29 protein-coding genes and 1 pseudogene are annotated in these 25,288 nt (G+C 63.0%); 17 read left to right on the plus strand and 13 right to left on the minus strand.

Annotated features, from left to right (window positions below; translation table 11 throughout):
- Positions 1 to 19 precede the first annotated feature (19 nt).
- The 3 genes from A8M77_RS21530 (at position 20) to A8M77_RS21540 (ending at position 4,220) form a co-directional block, all read left to right on the plus strand.
- Complete coding sequence (locus tag A8M77_RS21530) at positions 20 to 2,248, plus strand: copper-transporting P-type ATPase (RefSeq protein WP_086923556.1); 2,229 nt, start codon at positions 20 to 22, stop codon at positions 2,246 to 2,248.
- 41 nt (positions 2,249 to 2,289) lie between these two features.
- Positions 2,290 to 2,736: a DUF411 domain-containing protein gene (locus tag A8M77_RS21535; protein WP_086923557.1), complete on the plus strand. Its 447-nt coding sequence runs from the start codon at positions 2,290 to 2,292 to the stop codon at positions 2,734 to 2,736.
- 392 nt (positions 2,737 to 3,128) lie between these two features.
- Complete coding sequence (locus A8M77_RS21540; protein ID WP_086923558.1) at positions 3,129 to 4,220, plus strand: IS630 family transposase; 1,092 nt, start codon at positions 3,129 to 3,131, stop codon at positions 4,218 to 4,220.
- Here A8M77_RS21540 and A8M77_RS35390 read toward each other — a convergent pair.
- The 5 genes from A8M77_RS35390 to A8M77_RS21560 form a co-directional block, all read right to left on the minus strand.
- A complete protein-coding gene (locus A8M77_RS35390) occupies positions 4,194 to 4,547 on the minus strand; it encodes a hypothetical protein (RefSeq protein ID WP_143694708.1) in 354 nt (117 codons plus the stop codon). The two genes, A8M77_RS21540 and A8M77_RS35390, sit on opposite strands and share 27 nt — an antisense overlap.
- Before the next feature lie 1,269 nt (positions 4,548 to 5,816).
- Complete coding sequence (locus tag A8M77_RS36915; RefSeq protein ID WP_086923559.1) at positions 5,817 to 6,029, minus strand: GDCCVxC domain-containing (seleno)protein; 213 nt, start codon at positions 6,027 to 6,029, stop codon at positions 5,817 to 5,819.
- Between the two features lie 31 nt (positions 6,030 to 6,060).
- Positions 6,061 to 6,756, minus strand: a complete 696-nt coding sequence (locus A8M77_RS21550) for a cytochrome c biogenesis CcdA family protein (protein ID WP_086923560.1) — start codon at positions 6,754 to 6,756, stop codon at positions 6,061 to 6,063.
- A 1-nt stretch (position 6,757) separates the two neighbouring features.
- Entirely contained in the window at positions 6,758 to 7,018 is a 261-nt protein-coding gene (locus A8M77_RS21555; protein WP_086923561.1) for a hypothetical protein, read from the minus strand.
- Positions 7,015 to 7,461: a heavy metal-responsive transcriptional regulator gene (locus tag A8M77_RS21560; RefSeq protein ID WP_086923562.1), complete on the minus strand. Its 447-nt coding sequence runs from the start codon at positions 7,459 to 7,461 to the stop codon at positions 7,015 to 7,017. Before A8M77_RS21560 ends, A8M77_RS21555 begins: the two co-directional genes overlap by 4 nt.
- A gap of 116 nt (positions 7,462 to 7,577) precedes the next feature.
- Between A8M77_RS21560 and A8M77_RS21565 the strand changes: the two genes are divergently transcribed.
- A complete protein-coding gene (locus tag A8M77_RS21565; RefSeq protein WP_086923563.1) occupies positions 7,578 to 7,784 on the plus strand; it encodes a hypothetical protein in 207 nt (68 codons plus the stop codon).
- Here A8M77_RS21565 and A8M77_RS35395 read toward each other — a convergent pair.
- The 4 genes from A8M77_RS35395 to A8M77_RS21585 all read right to left on the minus strand — a co-directional run bounded on the left by A8M77_RS35395 (position 7,769) and on the right by A8M77_RS21585 (position 10,275).
- Positions 7,769 to 8,251, minus strand: coding sequence for a hypothetical protein (locus tag A8M77_RS35395; protein ID WP_143694709.1), 483 nt, complete (start codon positions 8,249 to 8,251; stop codon positions 7,769 to 7,771). The two genes, A8M77_RS21565 and A8M77_RS35395, sit on opposite strands and share 16 nt — an antisense overlap.
- A gap of 687 nt (positions 8,252 to 8,938) precedes the next feature.
- Positions 8,939 to 9,376: a hypothetical protein gene (locus tag A8M77_RS21575; protein WP_086923565.1), complete on the minus strand. Its 438-nt coding sequence runs from the start codon at positions 9,374 to 9,376 to the stop codon at positions 8,939 to 8,941.
- Positions 9,377 to 9,566: 190 nt separating this feature from the next.
- On the minus strand, positions 9,567 to 9,860 hold the full coding sequence (locus A8M77_RS21580) for a hypothetical protein (protein WP_086923566.1): 294 nt from the start codon (positions 9,858 to 9,860) through the stop codon (positions 9,567 to 9,569).
- Positions 9,861 to 10,083: 223 nt separating this feature from the next.
- Positions 10,084 to 10,275 carry a heavy-metal-associated domain-containing protein gene (locus tag A8M77_RS21585; protein ID WP_086923567.1) on the minus strand — a complete coding sequence of 64 codons (192 nt, stop codon included), beginning with the start codon at positions 10,273 to 10,275 and terminating at the stop codon, positions 10,084 to 10,086.
- 181 nt (positions 10,276 to 10,456) lie between these two features.
- Here A8M77_RS21585 and A8M77_RS21590 point away from each other — a divergent pair, with 181 nt between their 5' ends.
- Genes A8M77_RS21590 through A8M77_RS21610 form a run of 5 tightly spaced genes read left to right on the plus strand, consistent with a single transcriptional unit; the run spans position 10,457 to position 17,549 of the window.
- Positions 10,457 to 12,880 carry a heavy metal translocating P-type ATPase gene (locus A8M77_RS21590; protein WP_086923568.1) on the plus strand — a complete coding sequence of 808 codons (2,424 nt, stop codon included), beginning with the start codon at positions 10,457 to 10,459 and terminating at the stop codon, positions 12,878 to 12,880.
- A complete protein-coding gene (cueR, locus tag A8M77_RS21595) occupies positions 12,877 to 13,368 on the plus strand; it encodes a Cu(I)-responsive transcriptional regulator (protein ID WP_086923569.1) in 492 nt (163 codons plus the stop codon). The genes A8M77_RS21590 and cueR overlap by 4 nt, the downstream gene beginning before the upstream one ends.
- Positions 13,369 to 13,422: 54 nt before the next feature.
- The gene (locus tag A8M77_RS21600) at positions 13,423 to 15,390 is read left to right on the plus strand and encodes a DUF4396 domain-containing protein (protein WP_086923570.1); all 1,968 of its coding nucleotides are present in this window, start codon (positions 13,423 to 13,425) and stop codon (positions 15,388 to 15,390) included.
- Positions 15,391 to 15,447: 57 nt separating this feature from the next.
- A complete protein-coding gene (locus A8M77_RS21605) occupies positions 15,448 to 16,131 on the plus strand; it encodes a heavy metal response regulator transcription factor (RefSeq protein WP_086923571.1) in 684 nt (227 codons plus the stop codon).
- A gap of 2 nt (positions 16,132 to 16,133) precedes the next feature.
- Positions 16,134 to 17,549 carry a heavy metal sensor histidine kinase gene (locus A8M77_RS21610; protein ID WP_086923572.1) on the plus strand — a complete coding sequence of 472 codons (1,416 nt, stop codon included), beginning with the start codon at positions 16,134 to 16,136 and terminating at the stop codon, positions 17,547 to 17,549.
- Positions 17,550 to 17,586: 37 nt separating this feature from the next.
- Here the strand turns inward: A8M77_RS21610 and A8M77_RS21615 are convergent, their stop codons facing one another.
- Entirely contained in the window at positions 17,587 to 18,525 is a 939-nt protein-coding gene (locus A8M77_RS21615; protein ID WP_086923573.1) for a LysR substrate-binding domain-containing protein, read from the minus strand.
- 97 nt (positions 18,526 to 18,622) lie between these two features.
- Between A8M77_RS21615 and A8M77_RS21620 the strand changes: the two genes are divergently transcribed.
- From A8M77_RS21620 to A8M77_RS36920, 8 genes are all read left to right on the plus strand, one after another.
- Complete coding sequence (locus tag A8M77_RS21620) at positions 18,623 to 19,075, plus strand: hypothetical protein (RefSeq protein ID WP_086923574.1); 453 nt, start codon at positions 18,623 to 18,625, stop codon at positions 19,073 to 19,075.
- A 103-nt stretch (positions 19,076 to 19,178) separates the two neighbouring features.
- Entirely contained in the window at positions 19,179 to 20,333 is a 1,155-nt protein-coding gene (locus A8M77_RS21625) for a trans-sulfuration enzyme family protein (RefSeq protein WP_086923575.1), read from the plus strand.
- A gap of 37 nt (positions 20,334 to 20,370) precedes the next feature.
- Positions 20,371 to 21,258 carry a transporter substrate-binding domain-containing protein gene (locus A8M77_RS21630; protein ID WP_443272079.1) on the plus strand — a complete coding sequence of 296 codons (888 nt, stop codon included), beginning with the start codon at positions 20,371 to 20,373 and terminating at the stop codon, positions 21,256 to 21,258.
- Between the two features lie 37 nt (positions 21,259 to 21,295).
- Entirely contained in the window at positions 21,296 to 22,033 is a 738-nt protein-coding gene (locus A8M77_RS21635; protein WP_086923577.1) for an amino acid ABC transporter permease, read from the plus strand.
- The gene (locus tag A8M77_RS21640; protein WP_086923578.1) at positions 22,033 to 22,722 is read left to right on the plus strand and encodes an amino acid ABC transporter permease; all 690 of its coding nucleotides are present in this window, start codon (positions 22,033 to 22,035) and stop codon (positions 22,720 to 22,722) included. The genes A8M77_RS21635 and A8M77_RS21640 overlap by 1 nt, the downstream gene beginning before the upstream one ends.
- 9 nt (positions 22,723 to 22,731) lie before the next feature.
- The gene (locus tag A8M77_RS21645) at positions 22,732 to 23,466 is read left to right on the plus strand and encodes an amino acid ABC transporter ATP-binding protein (RefSeq protein ID WP_086923629.1); all 735 of its coding nucleotides are present in this window, start codon (positions 22,732 to 22,734) and stop codon (positions 23,464 to 23,466) included.
- Between the two features lie 37 nt (positions 23,467 to 23,503).
- Positions 23,504 to 24,022 (plus strand): cupredoxin domain-containing protein, encoded by a 519-nt coding sequence (locus A8M77_RS21650; protein WP_086923579.1) that lies wholly within the window; start codon positions 23,504 to 23,506, stop codon positions 24,020 to 24,022.
- A 46-nt stretch (positions 24,023 to 24,068) separates the two neighbouring features.
- Complete coding sequence (locus A8M77_RS36920) at positions 24,069 to 24,218, plus strand: hypothetical protein (protein WP_238136918.1); 150 nt, start codon at positions 24,069 to 24,071, stop codon at positions 24,216 to 24,218.
- 47 nt (positions 24,219 to 24,265) lie between these two features.
- Here A8M77_RS36920 and A8M77_RS37460 read toward each other — a convergent pair whose 3' ends face one another.
- The 3 genes and pseudogenes from A8M77_RS37460 to A8M77_RS36925 form a co-directional block, all read right to left on the minus strand.
- The gene (locus A8M77_RS37460; protein WP_443272048.1) at positions 24,266 to 24,469 is read right to left on the minus strand and encodes a transketolase-like TK C-terminal-containing protein; all 204 of its coding nucleotides are present in this window, start codon (positions 24,467 to 24,469) and stop codon (positions 24,266 to 24,268) included.
- Positions 24,399 to 24,566, minus strand: a complete 168-nt coding sequence (locus A8M77_RS37465; RefSeq protein ID WP_443272082.1) for a hypothetical protein — start codon at positions 24,564 to 24,566, stop codon at positions 24,399 to 24,401. Before A8M77_RS37465 ends, A8M77_RS37460 begins: the two co-directional genes overlap by 71 nt.
- A 194-nt stretch (positions 24,567 to 24,760) precedes the next feature.
- A pseudogene (locus A8M77_RS36925) lies at positions 24,761 to 25,178 on the minus strand (HAD family hydrolase); the annotation flags it as partial.
- Positions 25,179 to 25,288 lie beyond the last annotated feature (110 nt).

Consider the following 25,288-nt stretch of genomic DNA (forward strand, 5'->3'; position numbering starts at 1 on the left):
ACAAGAACAGGAAAACGCCATGCCGCCATCCAGCACGGAACACCAGCACCCCAGTCACAGCCATTCAGGACACGCCTCCCATCAGGTACCTTCGGAAGCCAGGTCAACGGTGACCGTGCCATCTGGCAAGCAGGTGGAGTACACCTGCCCGATGCATCCGCAGATCCGGCAGATGGGTCCCGGCCATTGCCCGATATGCGGCATGGCTCTGGAGCCGGTCGTGGCGACCGAGGCAGCTGGCGAAAGTCCCGAGCTGCGCGATATGACCCGCCGCTTCTGGATTGGTACGGCGCTCACCGCTCCGGTGTTCGCGTTGGAGATGGGTGGCCACCTGACCAATCTGAATCACCTGCTCGGCCAGCAGTTGTCGAACTGGATTCAACTGCTCCTGGGCACGCCAGTGGTGCTCTGGGCCGGTTGGCCGTTCTTTGTGCGTGCAGCAGCGTCGGTGAAAAACCGCAGCCTGAACATGTTCTCACTCATCGCGCTCGGTACGGGGGCGGCGTGGCTTTACAGCGTGGTGGGCACGGTGGCGCCGCAACTGTTTCCGGAGGAACTGCGTCTGGCTGACGGTGCCGTGCAGATCTACTTCGAGGCGGCGGCAGTCATCACCGTGCTGGTGCTGCTCGGCCAAGTGCTCGAGCTGCGAGCGCGCGAGAAGACGTCGGGCGCCATCAAGGCGCTGCTGGGTCTGGCCCCCAAGACCGCTCTCAAAGTTCGCCAAGATGGGACGGACGAGACGGTCCAGGTCGATGCCATCCAGGTCGGAGACCTGCTGCGTGTGCGCCCTGGCGAGAAGGTGCCGGTGGACGGTGAGCTCACCGAGGGCAAGGGCAACGTCGACGAGTCGATGGTCACCGGAGAGCCAATCCCCGTTTCGAAGGCCGTGGGTTCCAAGGTCACTGCAGGCACGTTGAACCAAACCGGCGGCTTCGTGATGCGTGCCGAAAAGGTCGGCGCCAACACGCTGCTCTCGCAGATCGTCCACATGGTGGCGGCCGCGCAGCGCAGCCGCGCCCCGATTCAGCGGATGGCCGACCAGGTGGCCGGCTGGTTCGTACCGGTCGTTATTCTCGTGGCCGTGTTGACCTTCGTGGCTTGGCTGGTCTGGGGGCCATCGCCTGCCTTCAGCTACGCACTCATCACTGCGGTGGCCGTCCTCATCATCGCCTGTCCTTGTGCGCTCGGCCTGGCCACGCCCATGTCCATCATGGTGGGTGTCGGCCGTGGCGCCCAGCACGGGGTGCTCATCCGGGACGCCGAGGCACTGGAGCGCATGGAGAAGGTTGACACGCTGGTGGTCGACAAGACCGGCACGCTCACGGAAGGCCGCCCAAAGGTAGTCCATATCGAGCCGGCGCCTGGATTCACCGCGGAGGACGTGCTCCAAAAGCTCGCCAGCGTCGAGCGTGCCAGCGAGCACCCCTTGGCCATGGCCATCGTGATGGACGCCCAGGAGCGCAAGCTGCCGTTATCGCCGGTGATCGACTTCGACTCGCCGGTCGGCAAGGGGGTCATGGGCACGGTCGGCGGCGAGGCCATTGTCTCGGGCAGCGCCAAGTTTTTGGCCGAGCATTCCATCGATGTCGGCAGACTCGAAGCGTCGGCAGAAGGCCAGCGCCAGAAGGCAGCCACGGTGATTTTCGTGGGCGCGGGCGGCAAGCTGGCCGGCTTCGTCGCCATCGCCGACCCGATCAAGGCGACGACCCCGTCCGCTCTGCAGGCGCTGAAGGCCGCCGGCGTTCGGATCGTGATGCTCACCGGCGACGGCAAGACGACAGCCGAGGCCGTCGGACGCCAGCTCGGCATCGACGAGGTGGTCGCGGAAGTGTTTCCCGAAGACAAGGCCTCGGTCGTTCAGCGACTGAAGTCCGAAGGCCGCGTGGTGGCCATGGCCGGCGACGGCGTGAATGACGCCCCCGCCTTGGCCGCGGCCGAGGTCGGCATCGCGATGGGAACCGGCACCGACGTCGCCATGGAGAGCTCTGGCGTCACCCTGCTCAAGGGTGACCTGATGGGCATTGTTCGGGCCCGAACGCTGTCGCATGCGACCATGCGCAATATCCGCCAGAACCTGTTCCTGTCATTCGCGTACAACGTGGCCGGGATTCCCTTGGCAGCCGGTGTGCTCTACCCCCTTTTCGGATTGCTGCTGTCGCCGGTCGTCGCGGCCGCGGCGATGGCGCTGTCGTCGGTGAGCGTCATCGGCAATGCGCTGCGCCTGCGCACAATCCGGGTAATTGACTGAACCGCTGGCGCGACCGAGCAAGCATACTCGAAAGGACTCACATGAAAAGACGTTCACTCCTCTTTGCGATCGCAGCGACCCCCGTCCTGCAACCAGGCCTGTCTCAGGCGGCTGCTCCGATCCAGATCTACAAAAATCCGGATTGCGGCTGTTGCAACGCTTGGATCGACCATCTGAAGGCGGCCGGTTTTGCCGTGCAAGTCACCGATACCGCAGACACCTCGAGCGTTCGAAAGCGCTTCGGGATGCCGGAACGCCTTGCAAGTTGCCACACCGCGACGCTGGAGGGATACGTCGTGGAAGGTCACGTGCCCGCGTCCGATATCAAGCGCTTGCTGGCCATGAAGCCACAGGCGATCGGCATCGCTGTACCTGGAATGCCGGTGGGGTCCCCTGGGATGGAATACGGCGATCGGCGTGACCCTTACCAAGTACTTCTAGTCGATCGAAATGGACGGGAGAGAGTCTTCGCCAGCTATCCCAGGTAGGCGCCTCGTCAGCCGTGCCAGGAGAGGCGCGGTCCCTTTGCCTTACAGCGGCGCGCAACCCGAGGGGTGGGTTCGCACCTTGGCGACCAATTCCATGTCCACCACGCCGACGCGCGCTCAAAGTTCCCGGACATGTCGTTGCGTGTGCGGTGGCGATTGGAAGCATCCTGAAACTGCCGCTCCAATAGGTCGCCCATGCATAGGCCTTTCGGCCTTTCAGGCCGGACTACATCTGCTGCTTCCAAGGACCAGGTGACGGCGGAAGCCATTTTTTACCGCGTGATCGCCTCATCACGTTGGAACTTTGGTTGGCTCAACTAGTGTGCTGTCCCGCAAATAACTGGCATTAATCGTGCATGCCGATGCGGTATCTGGGGAACGGAGATACCGCGATGAGAACAGGCAGGCCGAAGACCAAATTGGTGCTCAGTGACGAGGAGCGAATGCAGTTGCAGTCGTTCGCGCGCAGCCGTTCGTTGCCGGCGGCGTTGAGCGGGCGGGCTCGACTGATCCTGGACAGCGCCGACGGCGAACCCAACAGCGCAATTGCGCAGCGACTGAAGCTGACCAAGCAGACGGTGGGCAAGTGGCGCGCTCGCTTCGTCGAGCGGCGCATCGCCGGCTTGTACGACGACGTTCGCCCCGGCAAGCCACGCACGATCGACGATGAGCGCGTGGCGCAGTTGATCAAGACCACCCTGCATACCAAGCCGGCCAACGGCTCGACGCACTGGAGCGTGCGCATGGTGGCCGCCGAGACCGGGATCTCCAAGACCAGTGTGCAGCGCTACTTTCAACTCTTCGGTCTGCAGCCGCATCGCACCGAGGGCTTCAAGCTGTCTACCGATCCGTTCTTCATCGAGAAGCTGCGCGACGTCGTGGGCCTGTACCTGAGTCCGCCGCAGAACGCGCTGGTGCTGTGTGTGGACGAGAAGAGCCAGTGCCAGGCGCTGGAACGAACTCAACCGATGTTGCCCATGGGATTTGGCTACGTCGAGGGCGTCACGCACGACTACAAGCGACATGGAACAACCACGCTTTTTGCTGCGCTGAACGTGCTCAATGGCGCCGTGCTCGCCAGTTGCAAACCGCGCCATCGGCATCAGGAGTTCCTGTCCTTCTTGCGCGAAATCGACAAGGCGGTGCCGCTGGACTTGGACATCCACTGCATCGTCGACAACTACGCCACCCACAGCCATCCAACGATCAAGGCGTGGCTGGCCAGCCGACCACGCTGGCATCTGCACTTCATCCCGACCTACAGCTCTTGGCTCAATCAGGTCGAGCGTTTCTTCGCGTTGATCACCGACAAGGCCATTCGTCGCGGCTCGTTCACCAGCGTCAAGCAACTCGTGCAGCGCATCGACCATTTCGTCGCGCACTACAACGCGAACTGCAAGCCATTTCGCTGGACCGCCACCGCCGATTCGATACTCGAGAAGTTGCATCGACTTTGCTCACGTATTAGCGGGACAGCACACTAGCGGCGCGAGAAAACCCTCGACCTCCTTATCGGAAATCGGCGTCACGCCGAGGCCGAATACCTGGTTAAGGCGCAGCACCACCGATTGCACCCATAGCGTATTCCAAGCAAGGCCGGGGTGAAGATCCTTCAGCAGAGCGTTGCGCGGATCGTCGCCGGCGGAATAGGTCACCCGCAGAGTCGTTCCGATCTCGACGGCGCCGAACGCCGGCTTGCCATCGGCGGTGCGTGACCCCCAAAGGCCCTCAAACCATCCGAAGTCGTCAAAGTAGGCGAGCCGAGGGTCGCCGCTCGCCAGATTGCGCAGCGCGTCGTTGAAGTTAGCCACGGCTGCGCGTAGGTTGCGTGTCTGGGCCTCGGTCTGATAGCTCTCCAGGTTGGAAGGGTCGTCGCCTCGTTCCCGACGCCGACCACGAGGATTCGCGTTGACGGATGCGAGGCGCGGATTAGTGCCATGGCCGCAGCAATCTCGCCTTTGCAGTACGCGGTGGTCTCATGTAGCCTCGCAGCCATTGGATCACGCGCCTGCAGATCGAGCAGGGCGCTCCAGTCGTTAATGCCGATCCGGATCACCACAACCCCGCGTTCCCAGTGCTCTGGCCTCTGGTTCATCAACGCGACGAGCCGCGGCGCCTGCCGGAAGCGGCCTCGCATGAGATTCCGACAGGCGGCGCCCGAGTTCGCGAAGTTGTAGAGATAGTCTTGCTTGGGTGGTGAGCGTCCGCCGGCCAGCCCAAGCCACTCGCGCCCGCGCGCGATCGGCCCGGGCCACCCCCATTGGACCCATGGCCCCAGATCTAACTCCTCCCCTCGCAGGCGCGCCAAAACTTCGGTCCGTTGAAAGGTTCCCGAACGAAATGCGCCGCCCCGCTCGCCAGTTTGCATTGGAAACCAGATGGGGTCGTGATACGACTGACTATTGGAATCGCCCAGCACGGCGAGCGGAGTGGCCGTGGAATGCGCATTAGGCTTTACGCCCTTGGAAGGCAAGGTATCGGGCGACACTCTCAGCATGAGGACCGCCAAGATGATGGCGACAGGTGCCAGGGCGCAGGCCGCGAATTCGACGTGCCGACATAAATGAAACCGGCGATTGTTTGGCGAATCGAGCCTTTCATCATCAGGCCTGCGAAGTCCTCGAAGTCACCGACCGGTGCAGGCGGCGCAGCCACCGTTCCCATTGCAAATCCTTTAACCTGCCCATATACATCTCGGGGCACCCGCTCTCGAGCGGGCGCAAATCGCCGCCACGATGTCGATGTATTCGCGTGAAACCATGAGGGAACTCCAAGGTGGTTGAGGGGCCGAACCAAGATGCCAGCCTCTTGTGAAGCATCTAAGATTGATACGAGGGCACATTCCATCACTTCAGGGAGTCGCCGACAAGCCTTCGCGAAATGCTAATCTTGCGATGTGCTATGGGTTGGTTTTCGCACCCTGGCGGCCGTTCCCACATCCACTACGCCGGCGCGGCGCTCAAAGTTTCAGGACATGTCGATGCGTATGCGGTGGCGAGCGGAAGCATCCTGAAACTGCTGCTTCAGTAGGCTCTGATGCAGAGGCCCGATTCAACGGCATCTGCATCCAAAACGCTTGCTCAGCCGCACCAAGGCCGTGGCGCCTGAACCGGCGGGCACGGCGCCGACCCAAACGAGCAGAACACGCAGCAGTCCCCGGGCTTGGGGCGAAGCACCACCTTGCAGCCTTCGCACTCGTAGAAGAACTGGCAAGCGTCGATTGGCATCACCTCGCGCTTGGCGTGGCCACAGTGAGGGCAGGTCAGCAGCGAGTCGAACAGCAGGGCGTTCATCGCGGGTGCGAAGCCATCGTGGACCTCGGCATCAAACGGCCAGTTCCGGTATCCAAAAGAATTGGGCATTGAGCATGTACAAGCCCATAAGGACGAGTGCAGCGCCACCCACGATGTCAAAGGCGCGCTGGTAGCGAGCGAGCGGCCGCAGTTTTTCCAGCCAGCCCATGGCGCCCGCGCCCAGTGCGATCGGCACCCCGCGCCCGAGCGCGAAGGCCAGCAGCAGCAACGCGCCCCAGGCCGGCGACCCGATGCCAGCCACGACACCGAGCAGCACGATCAGCGCCGGCGTACAGGCCGGGCAAATCGCGATGGCGAAGGGAACGCCCAACGCGAAGGCACCCCAGGAGCCGGTGGCACGGCTGGCGCGCAACGATAGGCCCTTGAACGGCATGCGGATCCAGCCTGGCCACAGCAAGCCCATCAGAATGAGCCACGGCCCGAGCACCAACCCCCAGTAGCGCCCGAGCAGAGATTGCACCCCCTTGCCACCGGCGCCGGCCACCACACCCAGAAGCACATGCGTGAGCACCATGCCAGCGATGAACATGCCGCCGAATACCAACGCCTGGCGCGGCGCGCGTGCCTTGGTCACGTAGGCCAGGGAGACGGGAATGGCTGCCAAGGCGACGGGGTTGAAGCTGAAAAAAAGGCCGCTCAGGAAGCTGACCATGAGCCCCGCCACGCCAGCGTGCTGGACGGCCTGCTGGAATGCCTCGATGTCCATATCAGCCCGCGCCCTGGCGACGCTCGTGCATCGCTGCAGTTAGTGCGTCAGGCGTGGGGAGCGATGCGAACACCAGTTCGCCATCAATGGCCACCGCAGGCGGCCGGAGCACGCCCAGCTCGACGGCATAGTCGACGGCTGCAAGGACGTCGAGTTCGCTCCACTCCACGGCTGGGTCGGCCCGCCGGGCCGCAGCGCGCAGGCTGTCCAGTTCGCGAAAGCACTTCGCGCAACCAATGACGTGCAGCACTTCTACCTTCATCGATGGGCTCCCTGGTCGCTTGCCGAGAGCGCGGCCAAGATCGAGCAGTCCTCGACGGGGCGGGTGTCGTTGCTGCAGTTGGCAATAAGCTGGTCCAGCGCCTTGGACATCTCCTTCATGGCTTTGATGCGGGCTTCCAACTCGAGTTTTTTCTCAATGACTCTGCTGCGCACATCGCTGCAGCACGTTGATGCCCTGTCGCGTAACTGCAGCAGGGCATGGATTTCCGACAGCGTGAAGCCGCTGTGCTGCGCCTGCTTGATGAAGCGCAGTCGCTGTACCGCCTCCGGCCCATATAGTCGGTAGCCCCTCTCGGTCTTGCTCGGCACCTGCATCAGACCTTCTCGTTCGTAAAAGCGAACGGCATTGGCCGAGACCTCCGCCAGCGCGGCAAGTTTGCCCACGGTCAGGCGTTCGGGCGCGGAGGGAGAAGCAGCAGCCATATTGAAGAATAAACCTTCGCCCTAAGGCGAAGGTCAAGCGACCCCTCGATTGACCTTGCCATAGGACGAAGGTGTACGCTGCATGTAGCGGCAAGAAGCCGCGATGGGGAGATGCCGTGATTGAGCAGTTTGACGTTGGTAATACCCTGGAACGGGGCCTGCTGCGGCTCTACAAGCAGGCAGTGGCTGAACGGCACATGGAAGTGGCCGAGCAGTTGCTGTGCGCGCTGGAGCAACTCGCGAAGTCAGATCCCGCCGGTGAGCACGCAGTAGAGGCGGCGTACCTCTGGATCTGCTGCGATCGTCGTCATCTCGATGCCTGAGAATCACTCTTGATTTCTTCAGGTACATGCCGCTGCTCGATCGTGCGCGGTTGCACCTCGACTGGCGTGCCGCACCGCAAGACGTTCGTGCGGACAACATCGCCTCGGTTCGCACTTGAACTCTCTTCCAACAAGACCACATGGCTGTGTCGACGGCTTGCCGTTCGGTCAATGACGACAGCGAAGCGGCGTTCCGCAAGCTGCTCTGCGGTGGCAACTTTTCTACAATCGGTCATGGCTCCACGGCGAAGCTGCGCGGCCGAGCCTACTTCAAGCACCACGGCAGTTCGCCAACCATGCTGAAACGCGTCGACCTCTTCGAGAAAGGCCGAGCAGCCCAGCACACTGGCGGCGAGCACCGGGCCGGCTCCCAGGCCAAGCGCCCGATGAAATTTGGCCATTGGGATCCATTCGATGTTGACAGACGAGCGGACAATCACGCTGCCACCGAGGGGCGTGCCGAACATCGGCAGAAGGGGCCATCAGCATGCCTTTCGGCATGCGCGGCCCCGTTTGCTCGCGTGACACCCGTCTGCTGGCGCAGCACGCACGTCTTTGCCTGACCGAGCTCAACGCTACCTCTCGCCGGAAGGAATTTCGTTTCGACGCATGGCCTCGAGAGTCTCTTGACGAACCTGCTCGCGTGTCTTGCCTGGGCCGGTCTTGGCAACAGGCCACGGAGCGCCGTATCGACTCGCCCAGGTCCAATGCCGCTGCTTGCTTGCAGTCTCGAGTTCAGTCACGACTTGCGCCCTCGGCATTTCCTTGCCGGCGTCATGATCGCGGTGATACATGACCCCGGCTTCATTTGGCGCAAAGTGAGAGGGGGCGTCAGCGGAGGCTGCGAAAGGTACTGCAGCAGCTGAGACACCAAAGACGATTGCGAATGCTAGCGATGGTTTGCTTAGCATGATGTGTCTCCCATAGTGTTTGCCGTGATCACCTTGATCGGGCGATGTCGATCCAGTCGACATGCAACTCACTCTACGGGTCCAAGCTTTGCACCCAGCCGACACGCGCATTACAAATGCGTTATCCCGTTCGATCGCCAATTCCGCAAGCACAAAGGAAGGCGCGCAGCGGGCAGATGCCCGCTGCGTGCGTGTTGCGCTTTTCGGGGCGGCGCGCGCTGGATTTGCAGCCTCTCGGCGATATCAGCGGCTGGCCGTCCTTGCCGAGGCTCGGTTGCTTTCGATGCTTTGCACCAATGCTGTGTACTCGGGACCAGAACGCAGCCGCGCGTATTCGGCAGCAGCTTGCCTATAAGCTGGGCGCGACAGGTCGGAGCCCGCTTCGCCGTTCTGCGCCGCCGCCAGACCCGATCGCATCCAGATCAGGGTGTCGGCCATTACGGCGACCCGGCTGTTTGCCGAGACGAAGGCAACCGCGCGCGGATCGCCTTCGGGATAGCCTTGCGTGGGAGCAGCCTGAGCCCAGCGTTGCGCGTCGGCAGAGACTTCCGCGCGGTTCAACGATGACACCAGCGCAGTGGGCCTCGGATCTCCCTCGGCATAGTTTCCGGCAAGCGCGGGAGCGCCGTATGCGGTCAGAAGGGCGGCAAGGGCGAGGGAAGTTTTGAATGCGTGCTTCATTTGAATCTCCACGGAAAATTGTGCGCAACGCTCGGTGAGCCGAAGTCCGCTTACGCGGCTTGTCGGCTACCGAACAGAAATGATTGACCTGTGACGCGAGCTGCCTGGGCGCCTCTTCAATCGGCTGCTCCAGGAGGGCTGCGGGGCGATGAGGCGGTTTAGGCGGCCTCATCGCGGCGAGCGGCCTGCTTTACTGCGGCGTGCCGCCTGGCACCGGATGCCGATGAGGGCGCGCCTCGCGTGCTTGCTGGCGATCCTCACCCCTCATTTCGGCCTTGGTGGTCTTCTTCACGCCAGAGCCTTCGCCCTCGGCAGTGCTGCCATCCCGGATCTGCTTGACGCCTGCCGGCTTCGCGTTTTTCTTGGCTTCAGCAGCGGCTTGTGATTTGGTGTTCGTCTGCGGTGCAGCCTCCTGCGTGTGGCTCTGCGCGTAAGCGCCGCCGAAGAACACGGTGGCTGCAATGGCAAGGAGAGTCTTTTTCATTTCAGTTCCTTCTAGGTTGGGCATGACGCAGACGCACCGACTGTGGTGCCGGTTCGCTGCATCAAGGCCAAACTGTAGAAAGCATGGCGCGACGAGAGGCTTACCCATACATGACAACTTTGTAATCTGGTACTTTCACCAACACGATCGCAGGACGTGGACGCGCGCCGCAACGATGGAGCAAGTCCAGCGCCTCGTATCATTCGTTCCCAGCGCGGCTCCCTTAGGCTGTCGGGTAACCTGCCTCGGCCAGCGCGGTGGCAACGCTGGCGCGGTCCTCGGCGCTCTCGACGCGCACCTTCTTGGCGGGAAGATTCACTTCGACCTTGGCTTGCGGGTCCAAGCCCTTGACCGCCTGGGCGACACGGCTCGCGCAATGGCCGCAGGTCATCGATTGGATTTCGAACTCATGCATCAGTAGCTCCTTCGGTGGATCGGAGATGGCAGTCTCAGGTTTCCCACCATGGGAAGGTCAACGTGCGGTATGAGATTAACCTTGTAAAACCCAGGATTTGCCGTGGGGCGGCTTGACCTTCCCATGATGGGAACGATGACATTCCTGAACTTCGGGATACCTTGGACAATAGGAGATGTCGATGAGCAGCAGTTTGACAATGCCGTTACCCGCCGGCGGCTTGAAGGAGTGGTCCCTGCCTATTGAGGGAATGACGTGTGCCTCCTGCGTTGCACGAGTAGAGAAGTCCCTCGCCGGCGTGCCCGGTGTCATCGACGCCACCGTTAACTTGGCGACAGAGGCGGCCAGTGTTCGCGCTGACAGCTCTGTCGACCTGGGCGCGCTGAGAGGCGCGGTCGAGAAGGCGGGCTACGGCGTCGGTGAGCAGACGCTCGATCTGCAAATCGAAGGCATGACCTGCGCGTCGTGTGTCGCGCGGGTCGAGAAGGCGCTTGCCAAAGTCCCTGGCGTGGTTTCCGCCACGGTGAACCTCGCCACGGAAAGGGCCGAGGTCAAATTCGCAAGCCGAGACGTTGACCCGGCGGCGCTGATCGCCGCTGTTCAGAAGGCGGGCTATGGAGCACGCCAACCAGACGGCGCGGGCGCTGTATCCGACAAGGCAGCGCGCCGTTTGCCCGATTGGTGGCCTGTAGCTGTGGCCGCCTTGTTGTCGCTGCCGCTGCTGCTTCCAATGTTCGGGTCGATCTTCGCCAGGGAGTGGATGCTCGATGGGTGGCTGCAGCTCGCGTTGGCAACACCGGTCCAGTTTTGGCTGGGCGCCCGCTTCTACCGCGCCGGGTTGAAGGCGCTGAAGGCCGGCGCTGGCAACATGGACCTGCTGGTAGCCCTGGGCACCACGGCCGGTTACGGGTTGAGTGTCTACCTGCTCTACGTGCATGCGGGCCATGGCATGCCGCCGCACCTGTACTTCGAGGCGTCGGCGGTGGTGATCACGCTGGTGCTGCTGGGCAAGTGGTTGGAGGTTCGGGCCAAGCGTCAGACCACGGAGGCCATTCGGTCCTTGAATGAGCTGCGCCCCGAGCGGGCGCGCATACGCCGCAATGGCGTGGAGCAGGACGTGCCCGTGGAGCAGGTCCAGGTGGGCGATCTGGTGGTCGTCCGTCCTGGAGAGCGTGTGCCGGTGGATGGCGTCATCGTCGAAGGCTCCAGCGAGATCGACGAATCGCTGATCACCGGCGAGAGCTTGCCGGTCGCCAAGCATGCGGAGGACCCCATAACGGGTGGCTCGGTCAATGGTCAGGGATTGCTCGTCGCGCGCACTACCGCCGTGGGTGCGGAATCGACACTCGCGCGCATCGTGCGGCTGGTGGAGTCGGCTCAGGCCAAGAAGGCGCCAATCCAGCGGTTGGTGGATCGTGTGAGCAGCGTGTTCGTCCCGGTCGTCATTGGCATCGCGTTGCTGACGCTCCTCGCCTGGGGCTTTGCCACCGGCAACTGGGAAACCGCCATCCTGAACGCCGTGGCGGTGCTCGTGATCGCCTGTCCTTGTGCCCTGGGCCTGGCTACGCCGACCGCCATCATGGCGGGCACCGGCGTCGCCGCCCGCCACGGGGTTTTGATCAAGGATGCTGAAGCGCTGGAGGTGACTCACAGCGTCAAGGTCGTTGCTTTCGACAAGACGGGTACCCTGACCGAAGGACGTCCAGAGCTTGTCGCCTTCGAAGCCACTGATGATGATTTCGCCGCACTGCTTCAGGCCAGTGCAGCTATCCAGGCGGGTAGCGAACATCCGCTCGCCCGCGCCGTCCTGGCAGCAGCCGAAAGGGCCGGTCTGGGCCCCGTCCCACGTGCAAGCGAGGTACGTGCAGTGGCTGGCCGAGGAGTGGCGGCGACCGTCGGCGGTCGCGCGTTGCGTCTAGGAAGCAGCCGCTTCATGCATGAGCTCTCGGTGCCGCTCGGCAAGCTCGAAGCCCGCGCATCGCGGCTGCAGGCCGAAGGGCGCACCGTTTCCTGGCTGGCCGACGTGAGCGGGCGCCCAGCGCTGATCGGCCTTCTGGCCTTCGGCGATGCGCCCAAGCCGAGCGCCGCGGCGGCCATCGCGCAACTGCACGCGCAAGGCATCCGCACAGCGCTGGTCACCGGCGACAACCGCGGCAGCGCCGAGGCGGTGGCGAAGCTGCTGAAGATCGACACGGTGCGCGCCGAGGTGCTGCCCGAAGACAAGGCCTCCATCGTCGCACAGCTGAAGGCAAGCGGTGAACGCGTCGCGATGGTGGGTGATGGAATCAACGATGCGCCGGCGCTGGCCGCGGCCGATGTGGGCATTGCGATGTCCACCGGCACCGACGTCGCGATGCATGCGGCCGGCATCACGCTGATGCGCGGGGACCCGGCCCTCGTGAGCGACGCGATCGACATCTCGCGCCGTACCTACGCCAAGATCCGGCAGAACCTGTTCTGGGCCTTCGTCTACAACGTGGTCGGCATCCCGCTCGCCGCCTTCGGGCTACTGAGCCCGGTGATCGCCGGCGCGGCGATGGCCTTCAGCAGCGTAAGCGTGGTGAGCAACGCGCTGCTCTTGCGGCGCTGGAAAGGAGGTGCATGATGTGCAGTGGTTTTGATGGGCCGTTCAACATTGGCACGGCATCCGCCCGTTCCGGGGTCAATGCCAAGATGATCCGCCACTACGAATCGCTTGGGTTGTTGCCCAAGGTCGGCCGCACGGATTCGGGATATCGCCAGTACACCGACAAAGATGTGCATACGCTGCGGTTCATCCGGCGCGCACGCTCGCTCGGCTTCGGAATGGCGGAGATCGCCGAACTGCTGAAGCTGTGGCAGAACAAGCGCCGCGCGAGCGCCGCCGTCAAGCGCATTGCGCTTGCGCATGCCGATGACCTCAGCCGACGCATTGAAGAAATGCAAAGCATGAAGCGCACCTTGGAGCGGCTGGCGGACTGTTGCCAAGGAGACCAGCGGCCGGATTGCCCCATCATCGACGAGCTTGCCGAGCTCAGCGGGTTCGCGGGCTGCCATCCAGGCTCTAAAGGCCAGCGCCTACAGACGGCGCGGGCTCTCTCGATGTCGAATTGACGGTTCTCGCCCGAGGCCAGTCCCGGCCTCGGATCTCACCCTGCGGAGACCGGCATGTTTGTTCAGCCTGTGGACTATTTCCTGGCCGTCTGGTTCGTGCTCGCCGCACTGTCGACCGCCTACGTCGCATGGGACCAGTTCCGCAACAATCCCGAACCGGTCGTGATGAAGTGGGGCTTCATCCTGGTAACCTTGTACATGGGACCTTTGGGCCTGTTGCTGTACGTGATGGCAGACAAGGAGCCGGCGCCCGGCGAGCACGAGGACTTCGTCAAGCCGCTGTGGAAGCAAGGCGTAGGCTCAACAATTCACTGCGTGGCCGGCGACGCGACCGGGATCATCCTGGCTGCCGTTGTCACTGCTGTGCTTGGCCTCCCGATGTGGATCGACCTCATCGTCGAGTATGCCGCAGGCTTCGCCTTCGGCTTGTTCATCTTCCAGTCGCTCTTCATGAAAAGCATGATGGGAGGGACCTACTGGGAGAACGTGAGGAAGTCGTTCATGCCGGAATTCATTAGCATGAACGCCATGATGGCCGGCATGGCACCGGTCATGGCGCTTTTGATGATGGGCCGTGACATGCGCGCCATGGATCCGACCGAACTGCTGTTCTGGGGGGTGATGTCTCTGGGCGTGATCGCGGGCTTCGCGATCGCGTATCCGGTGAACGTCTGGATGGTCGCGTGCCAGATGAAGCACGGGCTCATGACAGAGCGCAAGCCGAAGGAAGACTCCGTCTCGGCGCCCGCTTTGTCCCCCCACGGCCAGCCGCATGCTGTCGAGCAGATACCAGCGCGCGCGGGCCACCTGGTTCACGAGAGCCACAGCGGCCTTCAGCACGCGGGCAGCGAGAGCAAGTCGCCGGACGGTCGGGCGCGCGACAAGCATCATGCTCATGGCGGCCACAGCATGCGGCCGAACGTCACCCGACCGCAGCTTGCGGCCGTGACCATGACAACCACGCTCATGCTGCTCGGCGGCATGACGGTACCTGCCCTGTTCGTGAACATGCGGCTGTCGGCCAGGGACGTGGGCGGCGCCATCATGCCGCCGTCGATGATCATGGGGTGGGACACGCCAGGCGAGGCAATGCGAGACATGGCCGCCATCCATCCACGCGAAGTCACGAAGAAGGCGAAGGCGGACGCGCGCGGCGACGCGGAGCTGGTGCCTGAACTCGTCGACGGCGTGAAGGTGTTCAATCTGGAAACACGGGTGATCCGATGGAACATCCTGCCGGACGAGACGGTGGAGGGCTATGCGTTCAACGAAACGATTCCCGGCCCCAGGATTCGCGTCACCGAGGGCGATCGGGTGCGCATCAAGGTCACGAACCGGCTGCCGGAGAGCACGACCGTCCACTGGCACGGCCTGATTCTTCCAAATGAGATGGACGGACCCGCCAAGATCACGCAGAAGCCGATCCCGCCTGGCGGCAGCTACACCTACGAGTTCACCACCGAGCAGGCGGGCACCTTCTTCTATCACACGCACGACCATGCGGACCGTCAGCAGGCCTTCGGCCTCTACGGCGCACTGATCATCGATCCGAGGAACGCGCAGGAAGCGCCGAAGGCCGACCACGAGTACGTGCTGCAGCTCCAGGAGTGGCTCAAGCGCGAAGGATTGACCTACCCGGCGATGCTGATGGAAGGTGCGTTGCCGAACTTCTTCACGATCAACGGCAAGGCTTATCCGGCGACCGATACGGTGAAGATGAAGGTTGGCGAGACGATCAAGCTGCGCTTCATCGGCAGCAACAACAACTTCGTGCATCCCATGCACGTGCACGGCGGCCCGTTCACCGTGGTTGCGCGAGACGGCTATGTCCTGCCCGAAGCCGCGCGCTTCGAGGCCGACACGGTCAACGTGGGCCCCGGGCAGCGCTATGACGTGATCTGGAAGGCGCGGCGGCCGGGAAAATGGCTGGTGCACTGCCACATCCCGCACCATACGACGAACAATAATGTCGAACACAAAGGCGGCGGCGGCCTGACGATGATCTTGGAAGTGGGAACTTGAGCGCGCTCGGCCTTTCGTCACCTTCCGTTGGGCCCACCCTGGCATCAAACTAGCACGATGAAAATTCTTCTTGTCGAGGATGAGACACGGGCGGCGGACTACCTGCGCCAGGGACTGGTCGAAAGCGGCTACACCGTGGAGCTGGCGTTCAACGGCACGGACGGCTTGCATGCCGCGCTCACTGGTGATCACGACCTGGTCGTGCTGGACATCATGCTGCCGGGTATCGACGGCTACGCCGTTCTTTCGGCGCTTCGCACCGCCAAGCAGACGCCGGTTCTGATGCTCACGGCACGCGGGCAAACCGATGACAAGGTGCGCGGATTCGATCTCGGAGCGGACGACTATCTGGTCAAGCCATTCGAATTCCCCGAACTGCTGGCACGCGTACGGGCGCTCCTGCGCCGCGGTCAGCCGGCCCCCCAGGAAACCATGCTTCGGCTGGGCGACCTGGAGGTGGACCCGGTGCGGCATCGCGCCACCCGACAGGGCCAGCGCATCGATCTGTCAGCCAAGGAGTTCGCGTTGCTCACACTGCTCGTCCAGCGCACGGGCGAGGTGCTGTCGCGGACCCAGATTTCATCACTGGTGTGGGACATTCATTTCGATTCGGACACGAACGTGGTCGAGGTGGCCATCCGTCGCCTGCGCGCCAAGATCGACGATCCATTCGAAGTCAAGTTGATTCACACTGTGCGTGGGGTGGGGTACGTGCTCGAGCGACGGGACGCGCCGTCGTGAGGATGAATCTGCGCAAAAGGCTGGTAGGCGCCTCCCTGGCCGCACGGCTGGCGGTGGCGAGTTCCTTGTTCGGTCTGATCATTGCGGGCGGCGCGATTTTTCTAGGCTATTGGACGCTGTCCGACCAGCTTGACAAGCGTACGTCCACTGAGCTCGACGGCAAGGTACTCCTGCTTGCACACCTTCTTTCGGAGATGCCAGCGCCCCCCGCGATCTCCGAACAGCTGCATCGCTTTAACGATTTGTTGGTGGGCCACGACGACCTCCATCTCGCCATCGTGGAGGTCGGCACGAATCGGGTGATCTGGTCTTCCTCTGCCGTCGCCCAAGAAACCGTGGAGCGCCTGAGAGTTCCAGGAACGGACGACGCCTCGATGGAATGGAGCGCAACGCCAGCGCAGCGCTACAGCACCGCTGTGGGCATTCGGACCGTCGCCTCGGGGGAGTCGGTTCGCTTCTATCTCTCGATCGATCGAAAAGCGGACGCGGCCTTGCTACGGGCATTTGTCGGGGCGACCTTGCTTGGCGTGCCCTTCCTGCTTGTGCTCGTGTCGGCCGGTGTGTGGCTGATCGTGCGCACCGGGTTGCTGCCAATGACGCGTTTTGGCCGCTTGGCGGCATCCGTCAGCACGTCGTCGCTTGCGCAGCGTCTGTCATTGGACGGCCTGCCGGCGGAACTTAGCGCGCTCGCGCGGGAATTCAATGCGATGCTCGAGCGGATGGACGAGGGCGTGCGCCGGCTCAAGGAGTTTTCGGGCGACCTGGCTCATGAGATGCGCACGCCGGTCGCCACGCTGATGGGACGCTCGCAGGTCGCGTTGTCGCATCAGCGAACGAATGAGGAACTGCGCGACGTACTGGCGGGCAATATTGACGAGCTTCAGCGGCTTAGCCGGCTCATTTCGGACATGCTGTTCATTGCCCGCGCCGACCAGGCCGATATCGCCATGGAGAGGGAGTCCGTATCGCTGCATGGGGCCGCGCTGCACGTTGCCGACTATCTGAGCCTATTGGCGGAGGAGCGTAACGTCACGGTGGGCGTCTATGGCGAGGCGGAGGTTAGGGGTGACCGCATGCTCTTGCAGCGTGCGGTGACCAACCTCCTTTCCAACGCCATTCGACATGCCTCGCCTGCGAGCGAAGTGCGTGTCGAGATCGCTCGGCGCGACGAGTTCGCACTGCTCGCGGTGGTAAACCAAGGCAGCGGGATTGCGCCCGAGCACCTGGAGCGAATCTTTGAGCGGTTCTATCGCATCGACTCGGCGCGCGCACGCCACGATGGCGGCACCGGTCTCGGGTTAGCAATCGTGCGCACGATCATGTCGGCGCACCAGGGACATGTAGATGCCCGAAGCGTCGCCGGCGTGACCACCGTGACGCTGCAAATCCCGGTCGACTCGCATGGGCCCGATTCCTAGCAGCTAGCGCCACGCAGTGGGTTCGACAACCAGGCGATCAGGATTTCGAACTGGGTTTCAGGAAGGTCGCGAGCGCCTTCTGATCTCCAGCCAGCTGGATGCGCATGAGTTGAAGCACGCGCTGCGCAACACTGGACAAGGGCTGACCTGGGGGAAGCACTAGCAGCCCGGCAAAGGAGATGTCCAACGATAGCGCGCGGATGACCAGACCTCGCTGGGCGTATTCCAAGGCCGTGATCGGATTGACGACGCCGATCCCCAGCCCGTGCATGGCCATTTCGCAAACGCTCGCGGCGTATGGTGTCTCCACAGCCACTTTCAGGCTGACGCCGCAGTCCTCCAGCGCACGCTCCAGGCGTCGTCGCGAAGCATCCTCGGGGTTGAGCGCAAGAAACGGCTCTTCTGCGAGTTGGCTTGGCTGAACAGTTTTGGTGTTCGCCAATCGGTGCTTCGCGTGCATTACCACGACGCCGGGAAAACGTGCGAATTCGGAATGCTCCAAGCCGGTCGTGGGCATCTCATCGGCCATGAGCCCAAAGTCCGCTTGCCCTGCCAACACGGCGTCGTGCACCTCACGAGAGCTCAGCACCTGCAACGAAATCTGAGGTCTTCCCTCAGCGTCCGGCCGCTCGGCCACAAGCCGCGACAAGGCCCGTGGGACGAAGGTCAAGCCGAAAGCTGGGTAGACGGCCATACGCAGCGTGTTGACACCATAGCGCTTCAAACTGCGCATGCGGTGCTCGATGCTGCTCAGGCCCACGTAGGCACGTTCGACCTCGATCATCAGCGCCCTTGCTTCTGCCGTCGGCTGCAACCGGCCGCGCAACCGCCGAAACAGCGCAAAGCCTGCTGCCTCCTCGAGCCTGCGCAGTGACTGGCTGATGGCAGGCTGGGTGACGCCCATGAGCACTGCCGCCTTGCTGGCGGAGCCGACGGACATCACGGAACGAAACACCTCAATTTCCCGGAGCAACATATAAGCACTACTTATGAAGTAAGAAGTTTGCGCGTGATCCAGATTATCGTCGCAGCCGTAGAGTTGGTGTCTTCAGCCATCCCCCTGGAGAAGCGCCATGAAATTTCGAACCGCCTCGGCAGTGATTGCCCTTGTTTTTGCCGTGCCGTCCTGGGCGCACGACTTTTCGGCCGACATCGTCAAATTCAACAGCATCGCAGCGACCAAGAAGCTCGACAGCGAACCGGCCATTGCGGCCAAGCTCGCGCTGGAGCGTGCGCAAGGAGAAATCGAGCAGTCGGACGTGAAGATGGTGCTGCGCATCCGCTCGATGACCAACACGGGTCTGCGCACGCTCGGCGAGCAGCCCGCTTTCCTGACCAGCGAATTCAAGCGCCTGGAAGCTGCGCTGGCCAATCCGAAGACTACTGACGCCACTAAGATTGCCGCTGCGAAGGAGATATTCGCCCGACTCTCGGTCGAAATGCGGGTGTACACCGATCTGGAAAACATGGCCGTCGAGCAGATGAAACAAGCCTTGCAGCTCATCGAATCCGCGCCCGGCAAATAGGTGCAGCAGCACCGCCCGTCCGCAGCAGAACCGCCACCCATTCCCTGCAACAACTTCAGGGCAGGGCGCAAACCTTGCACCTGTTGAACTACCTCCTTCTCTCGTGAACTTCCAAACTTCAACCAACGACGCGTTCGCCAGTCTGGCCCCGCCGGTGTGGCGCGCATCGACAGTGGTCTTCGATTCGCTCGACGATTTCGTGCATCGGCGCAGCCGCATGCCGGACGGCTTCAGCTACGGAACGACCGGTACACCGACGCAGCGCGCGCTCGAGATACGCATCGCCGAGTTGGACGGCGCCGCGCATTGCGTCGTCTTTCCTTCAGGGCAAGCGGCCATCTGCAGCACGCTTCTGGCGCTGCTGAAGAAGGGCGATCATCTTCTGATGACGGACGCTGCCTACGGCCTCGCGAAGTCGTTTGCTGTCGAGCGGCTGCAAGCGCTCGGCGTCGAGGTCGAGTTCTACAGGCCGCGCATCGGCGCGGACATCGAACGGCTGATCCGGCGTACCACGCGGCTCATCTGGCTGGAGTCGCCAGGGACAGTGACGATGGAGCTGGAAGACGTTCCCGCGATCGCTGCCATCGCCCGAGCCCATGGCGTGGTGACGGCCATCGACAACACCTGGGCAAGTCCGCTGGGCTTCTCTGCGCTGGCGCACGGCGTGGACCTCTGCATCCACGCTTGCACCAAATACATGGGCGGCCATTCGGATGTGCTGATGGGCAGCATCGCCACCAACGACGAGCGCCTGTATCGATCGCTGCGGGGTCTCCAATCGCTGATGGGACTGGCCGTTAGCGCCGAGGACTGTTTCCTCGTGTCGCGCGGACTGGACACGATGCAGGTTCGGATGGAACGCCAGGCGGCGAGCGCCCAAATGATCGCCGGCCGGCTCTCAAAGCATCCGTTGGTCCGCCAGATGCTCTTTCCTGCACTGCCGGGCGCACCGGATCATGCCGTGTGGGCCCGTGACTTCAAGCTGTCGGGGTGCCTGCTGTCGCTGCAGCTCGTGGACTCGCCCTATGAGGCCTACCGCGCGATGTTCCGAGCGCTGAAGCTGTTCTCGATCGGCGCGAGCTGGGGTGGGGTGCGCAGCATCGCCGCTTTCTATCCCGCGGAGGAGTTGGCCAAGCGCCAGTTCTGCGACGTGCACGGACCGGTCATCCGCCTGTCGGTCGGCTTGGAGGATCCGCAAGAGCTGCTCGACGAACTGCTGGGCGCGCTGAACGCCTTCGAAGCCAGTATCAAACTCTAGTCCAAGACATTCGGAGCCTGCGATGACTTTCAAGCCGATGATCAAGTCCCTCATGGTAGCGGCCGGCCTTGCGCTGTGTGCCGGTGTGACCGCGCAGCCGCTGGACGGCACGCTTAAGAAAATCAAGGACACCGGAACCATCACGGTAGCGACTCGCGGTGCGTCCATTCCGTTCAACTACCTGGACGACAACAACAAGCAGACGGGTTTCGCCTGGGACATCTCGCAGCGCGTGGTCGAGCAGGTGAAGAAGGAGCTGAAACTCGCGAAGCTGGAGGTAAAGACCCTGGAGGTCACGCCGCAGACACGCATCCCTCTGGTGGCCAACCAGACTGTGGATCTGGAGTGCAGCTCGACCACCAACAACGCCGAGCGACAGAACCAGGTTTCCTTCTCGACCACCTTCTTCGTCGTGGGGGCGCGCCTGCTCGTGCGCAAGAACTCCGGGATCAAGCACTGGTCCGACCTGGTCGGCAAGAATGTCGTCGTCAGTGCAGGAACGACCGCCGAGCGCATGCTGCGCCGCCTCAACGAGCAGAACAAGTGGGGCATCAACATCATCCTGGCCAAGGACATCAACGAGAACTTCCTGACGGTCGAGACCGGTCGAGCGGTTGCGGCCACCCAGGACGACATCATTCTCTTCAGCAACATCGCTCGCGCCAGAAATCCTGCTAACTGGGAGGTGGTGGGCGTGCCACAGCAGAAGGAGGCCTATGGCTGCATGCTGCGAAAGGGCGATGTCGCCTTCAAGAAGCTGGTCGACAATGTGATCGTAGGCATGATGCGCTCGGGAGAGTTCGCATCGCTGTACGAGAAATACTTCCTCAAGCCGATCGCCGTGAAGGGGAACGTCACGGTCAACTTCCCGATGTCGCCGGAGATGCAGGAGCTCATCCGCAACCCGAACGACCAGCCGCTGTGATCGCCGGTCGTCGCGATCTCACGAACCGTCTCACACGATGCACTACGCCTGGGATTGGCTGATCTTCTTCAAACCCTCGGTCACTGGGGAGGGCTTCTACGGCCTGATGCTGCTACGTGGACTGTTGTGGACAGTGCTCCTGTCGTTGATGGCTTGGACGCTGGCGCTGGGCATAGGCCTGGTAGCTGGCGTGGCGAGGACGCTTCCCAACCGTGCAGCGCGCTACCTCTCGACGGTGTACATCCACTGTTTCCGCAATACCCCGCTGCTGGTCCAGCTGTTCCTCTGGTACTTCGTCGTGCCGGAACTGTTGCCCATCGAATGGGGTAATGCGGTCAAGCAGATGAATCCGACGACCAACCAGTTCCTCACGGTGTTGGTCGGACTGACGCTCTACACGGCCGCGAAGGCGGCCGAGCAGGTGCGTGCAGGCATCGAATCGGTGCCACACAGCCAGAAGCAGGCGGCCATGGCGCTCGGGCTGGGGACCACGGGGGCCTACCGGCACGTGATCCTGCCGCAGGCACTACGCATCGTCATTCCCCCGCTGACCTCGGACTTCCTGAACGTGTTCAAGAACTCGGCCGTGGCACTCACCATCGGGCTCATGGAGTTGACCGGGCAGACGCGCCAGCTCAGCGAGTTCAGCGCGCATCCGTTCGAGGCCTTCATCGCCGCGACGGTCATCTACATGGCGATCACTTACGGCGTGATCGTGCTGATGCGTCGTATCGAGATCCGGGTGCGCGTGCCGGGCTTGCTGGGAGGCACCTGATGGGTTACGACTTCGACTGGGCGTCTTTGCAGCGCGCCTTGCCGTACCTGATGCAGGGCCTGCAGATGACCGCCTTCCTGGTGGTGGTCGCCATGGCAGCGGGCATCGCCCTCGGAACCCTGCTGGCGATCACCCGCATCTTCGGGCCGCGTCCGATCGCGACGGCCGTTGCCGGCTATGTGAACCTGTTCCGCTCGATTCCGCTGATTCTCACGATCCTGTGGATCTACTTCCTGATGCCCGTGGTGCTCAGAGCCACTACCGGCGATCCCAACCTTACGGTGGGGCCGATCTATGCGGCGCTGGTGGCGTTCGTGCTCGCGGAGTCAGCCTACTACTGCGAGATCATCCGCGCCGGCATCGGCAGCGTCCGCGCGGGACAGATGCAGGCTGCCCAGTCGCTGGGCATGACGCCCTGGCAGGCCATGCGCCACGTCATCCTGCCGCAGGCGTTTCGCAACATGACGCCGTCGCTGATCAACCAGACCATCGCCCTGCTGAAGGACACATCGCTCGTCTACGTGATCAGTCTGAACGACTTTCTCGGGGCCGCGAGCAAAGTGGGGCAGCGCGACGGGCGCGTGGTCGAGGTCTACATCCTCGTGGCCGTCGTCTACCTGGCGCTGTGCACGGCTGGTGCCTGGTGGGTCACTTGGCTGCAACGGCGCAAGACCGCGGCAGCGCTTTGAATGAATTCCATGATTGAAATCAAAGGTGTCTCGAAGTGGTACGGCAAATTTCCGGTGCTGACCGAATGCAGCACGAGCATCCGCGAGGGCGAGGTGGTCGTGGTTTGCGGCCCGTCCGGCTCCGGCAAATCGACGCTCATCAAGACTGTCAATGCGCTCGAGCCCATCCAGCGAGGCAGCATCACGGTCAACGGCATCCAGATCGCCGATCCCGGGACCGACTTGCCGAGGCTGCGCGCCCGGGTCGGCATGGTGTTCCAGCACTTCGAGTTGTTTCCGCACTTGAATGTGACAGACAATCTCACGCTGGCGCAGGTTCAGGTACTTAAGCGATCGCGCTCGGAAGCGGTCGAGCGAGGGCTGCGCATGCTTGACCGGGTCGGGCTTTCCGCCCATAAAGACAAGTTCCCAGGTCAGCTTTCGGGCGGCCAGCAGCAGCGCGTCGCGATTGCGCGGGCGCTGTCCATGGATCCGGTCGTCATGCTGTTCGACGAACCGACCTCGGCATTGGACCCGGAGATGGTCGGTGAAGTGCTCGAGGTCATGGTGCAACTCGCCGGTGAAGGAATGACGATGATGGTGGTCACGCACGAGATGGGGTTTGCCAACCAGGTGGGTGACCGGGTGATCTTCATGGATCAGGGAAGGATCGTCGAAGACTGCGGCCGCGACGAATTCTTCGGTCGGCCGCAGGGGCGCACTCCGCGCGCCCAGGACTTTCTGTCCAAAATCCTGCAGCATTGACGACCAAGTCTGCTCTGCCTCAACCCAAGGAACCACAATGAAATCGATCAAGGTACTCCTGCTGGCCGGCATGCTGGCGGTTTCCGGCGCCGTGCTCGCGCATGGCGACGAGGATCACAGCACCCCGTCCGGTCCGGTCAAGAAGGAGCAGAAGGACTGGGGAATCGCGGGAGAGGCGAAGGCGGCCAAGCGGACCGTCGCCGTCAGGATGACGGACAACATGCGCTTCACGCCCGATCGCATCCAGGTGAAGCAGGGCGAAACTGTCAGGTTTTCCTTCAAGAACGATGGAAAGTTGATGCATGAGTTCGTCCTGGGCACGAAAAAGGAACTCGACGAGCACGCGGCGCTCATGATGAAGTTTCCCAATATGGAGCACGACGAGCCCTACATGGCGCACGTTGCGCCCGGCAAGACGGGCGAGATCGTCTGGACTTTCAACCGGCCCGGTGATTTCGATTTCGCCTGCCTGATAGCGGGTCACTACGAAGCCGGAATGGTAGGCAAGGTCAAGGTTGTGGCGGCCTCAGGTGCACGGCAGGGTACCGCGCGCTAGTGCCGCCTGGGCAGGCATTTTTCGGCTCGTCGAGCTGGACACGCCGATGAGTGACGCCATCGGTGCCGGCTTACCGGCGAGGGGGCTGATTTGCGTTGGCAGCATGGTGCTGCTGCGCCGTCGGCGCCGGTTGTGCCAACAGTTGCCTGGCAGCGGCAGCGGCAGCGGCAGCGGCGGCGACGTGCGCGGCATCTAGCGCTCCCAACCGAACGGCGACGCCGCCTTCGACCGAGACTCGCGCCGTCACAGCGAGCGGCAGGACGCTGTGGCGATACTCGGGGCGCTGGCTCTCGACAAATCCGACGGCATGCTGACGACGCGGGCCGCGATCCCTTCGCTCTTGAGTTGCTCGTAAGCGGCGATGCAGAGCGCAACTTCACTGCCAGTCGCCAGCGCCAGCACATAGGGCTTGCCGTCGGCCGGCGTCGGCGAGCACCATAGCGCCACGCGCGGCGACGCCGGCGCTCGCATACCGGCCCCGGTCGAGCGTCGGCAGCGCCTGGGGCGACAGCACCAGACTCTCCGGCCGCTCGGTGATGCCCATGATCACCTTTCCAGGCATCGATCACTTCGTTCGCGTCGGCCGGGCGCAACAGCACCATGCCCGGCATCGCACGGCACGAGGCGAGTAGCTCGATCGGCTGGTGCGTCGGCCCGTCCTCGATAGCTCGAGCGACACCCAGCCGTCAACGCTGCCGGTCGCGTCGTGCACCGGCCGGAACAGGTCGGCCGCGTGCGTCAGGTCTTTGAGGGCGAGTTCTGCCCCAGCAAGGCCGGCAGATCGACGTCTGCAAGCTTGCCGATGCGCTCCAGCGTGATGTCGGCCGGGGGATAGCTTGCGATGTTGTGCTGATCGAAGGCGTAGTGTCCCTGGCGCCGGAATACCGTTGTCAGTCGGTGGCCCAGGGCCTGTTTCATCGCGGCGAGGGATGCGCAGCTTGCCGTCCACCATCACGTAGCGGCGCGCCGGGTCGTGCCGCTGCACCGTGTCGGGCATCAGCTCCTAAATGTAGATCTGTAGATCAGCACGCGGCCATCTACGGTTTGCCAGAGCCCGAGCGCTGAACCTTGCGCGGCTGGAGCACCACATGCCGTCCGACAGGATCACCGGATCACCGTCGGGCTGAATGTGCTCGATGGCGCGCAGCGCGCGAGGTCGGACTAGGCGCCCAAGAAGTTCACGATCAGGTCAAGTCTCAGTCAAGCTGCAACGAAGCTTCGTTCGACGAAATCGCTGAGGGCGTGTTGGAACGTGAGCCATGCCGA

Origin of the sequence: Variovorax sp. JS1663 (assembly GCF_002157355.1) — a bacterium.
In the GTDB taxonomy this organism is placed as follows: domain Bacteria; phylum Pseudomonadota; class Gammaproteobacteria; order Burkholderiales; family Burkholderiaceae_C; genus Variovorax.

Bases quoted from the DNA above. Each gene is read 5' to 3' on its own strand.
- A8M77_RS21530 (WP_086923556.1), top strand. From the start codon at position 20: ATGCCGCCATCCAGCACGGAACACCAGCACCCCAGTCACAGCCATTCA.
- A8M77_RS21535 (WP_086923557.1), top strand. From the start codon at position 2,290: ATGAAAAGACGTTCACTCCTCTTTGCGATCGCAGCGACCCCCGTCCTG.
- A8M77_RS21540 (WP_086923558.1), top strand. From the start codon at position 3,129: ATGAGAACAGGCAGGCCGAAGACCAAATTGGTGCTCAGTGACGAGGAG.
- A8M77_RS36915 (WP_086923559.1), bottom strand. From the start codon at position 6,029: ATGAACGCCCTGCTGTTCGACTCGCTGCTGACCTGCCCTCACTGTGGC.
- A8M77_RS21550 (WP_086923560.1), bottom strand. From the start codon at position 6,756: ATGGACATCGAGGCATTCCAGCAGGCCGTCCAGCACGCTGGCGTGGCG.
- A8M77_RS21555 (WP_086923561.1), bottom strand. From the start codon at position 7,018: ATGAAGGTAGAAGTGCTGCACGTCATTGGTTGCGCGAAGTGCTTTCGC.
- A8M77_RS21560 (WP_086923562.1), bottom strand. From the start codon at position 7,461: ATGGCTGCTGCTTCTCCCTCCGCGCCCGAACGCCTGACCGTGGGCAAA.
- A8M77_RS35395 (WP_143694709.1), bottom strand. From the start codon at position 8,251: ATGTTCGGCACGCCCCTCGGTGGCAGCGTGATTGTCCGCTCGTCTGTC.
- A8M77_RS21575 (WP_086923565.1), bottom strand. From the start codon at position 9,376: ATGAAGCACGCATTCAAAACTTCCCTCGCCCTTGCCGCCCTTCTGACC.
- A8M77_RS21580 (WP_086923566.1), bottom strand. From the start codon at position 9,860: ATGAAAAAGACTCTCCTTGCCATTGCAGCCACCGTGTTCTTCGGCGGC.
- A8M77_RS21585 (WP_086923567.1), bottom strand. From the start codon at position 10,275: ATGCATGAGTTCGAAATCCAATCGATGACCTGCGGCCATTGCGCGAGC.
- A8M77_RS21590 (WP_086923568.1), top strand. From the start codon at position 10,457: ATGAGCAGCAGTTTGACAATGCCGTTACCCGCCGGCGGCTTGAAGGAG.
- cueR (WP_086923569.1), top strand. From the start codon at position 12,877: ATGATGTGCAGTGGTTTTGATGGGCCGTTCAACATTGGCACGGCATCC.
- A8M77_RS21600 (WP_086923570.1), top strand. From the start codon at position 13,423: ATGTTTGTTCAGCCTGTGGACTATTTCCTGGCCGTCTGGTTCGTGCTC.
- A8M77_RS21605 (WP_086923571.1), top strand. From the start codon at position 15,448: ATGAAAATTCTTCTTGTCGAGGATGAGACACGGGCGGCGGACTACCTG.
- A8M77_RS21610 (WP_086923572.1), top strand. From the start codon at position 16,134: ATGAATCTGCGCAAAAGGCTGGTAGGCGCCTCCCTGGCCGCACGGCTG.
- A8M77_RS21615 (WP_086923573.1), bottom strand. From the start codon at position 18,525: ATGTTGCTCCGGGAAATTGAGGTGTTTCGTTCCGTGATGTCCGTCGGC.
- A8M77_RS21620 (WP_086923574.1), top strand. From the start codon at position 18,623: ATGAAATTTCGAACCGCCTCGGCAGTGATTGCCCTTGTTTTTGCCGTG.
- A8M77_RS21630 (WP_443272079.1), top strand. From the start codon at position 20,371: ATGATCAAGTCCCTCATGGTAGCGGCCGGCCTTGCGCTGTGTGCCGGT.
- A8M77_RS21635 (WP_086923577.1), top strand. From the start codon at position 21,296: ATGCACTACGCCTGGGATTGGCTGATCTTCTTCAAACCCTCGGTCACT.
- A8M77_RS21640 (WP_086923578.1), top strand. From the start codon at position 22,033: ATGGGTTACGACTTCGACTGGGCGTCTTTGCAGCGCGCCTTGCCGTAC.
- A8M77_RS21645 (WP_086923629.1), top strand. From the start codon at position 22,732: ATGATTGAAATCAAAGGTGTCTCGAAGTGGTACGGCAAATTTCCGGTG.
- A8M77_RS21650 (WP_086923579.1), top strand. From the start codon at position 23,504: ATGAAATCGATCAAGGTACTCCTGCTGGCCGGCATGCTGGCGGTTTCC.
- A8M77_RS36920 (WP_238136918.1), top strand. From the start codon at position 24,069: ATGAGTGACGCCATCGGTGCCGGCTTACCGGCGAGGGGGCTGATTTGC.
- A8M77_RS37465 (WP_443272082.1), bottom strand. From the start codon at position 24,566: ATGGGCATCACCGAGCGGCCGGAGAGTCTGGTGCTGTCGCCCCAGGCG.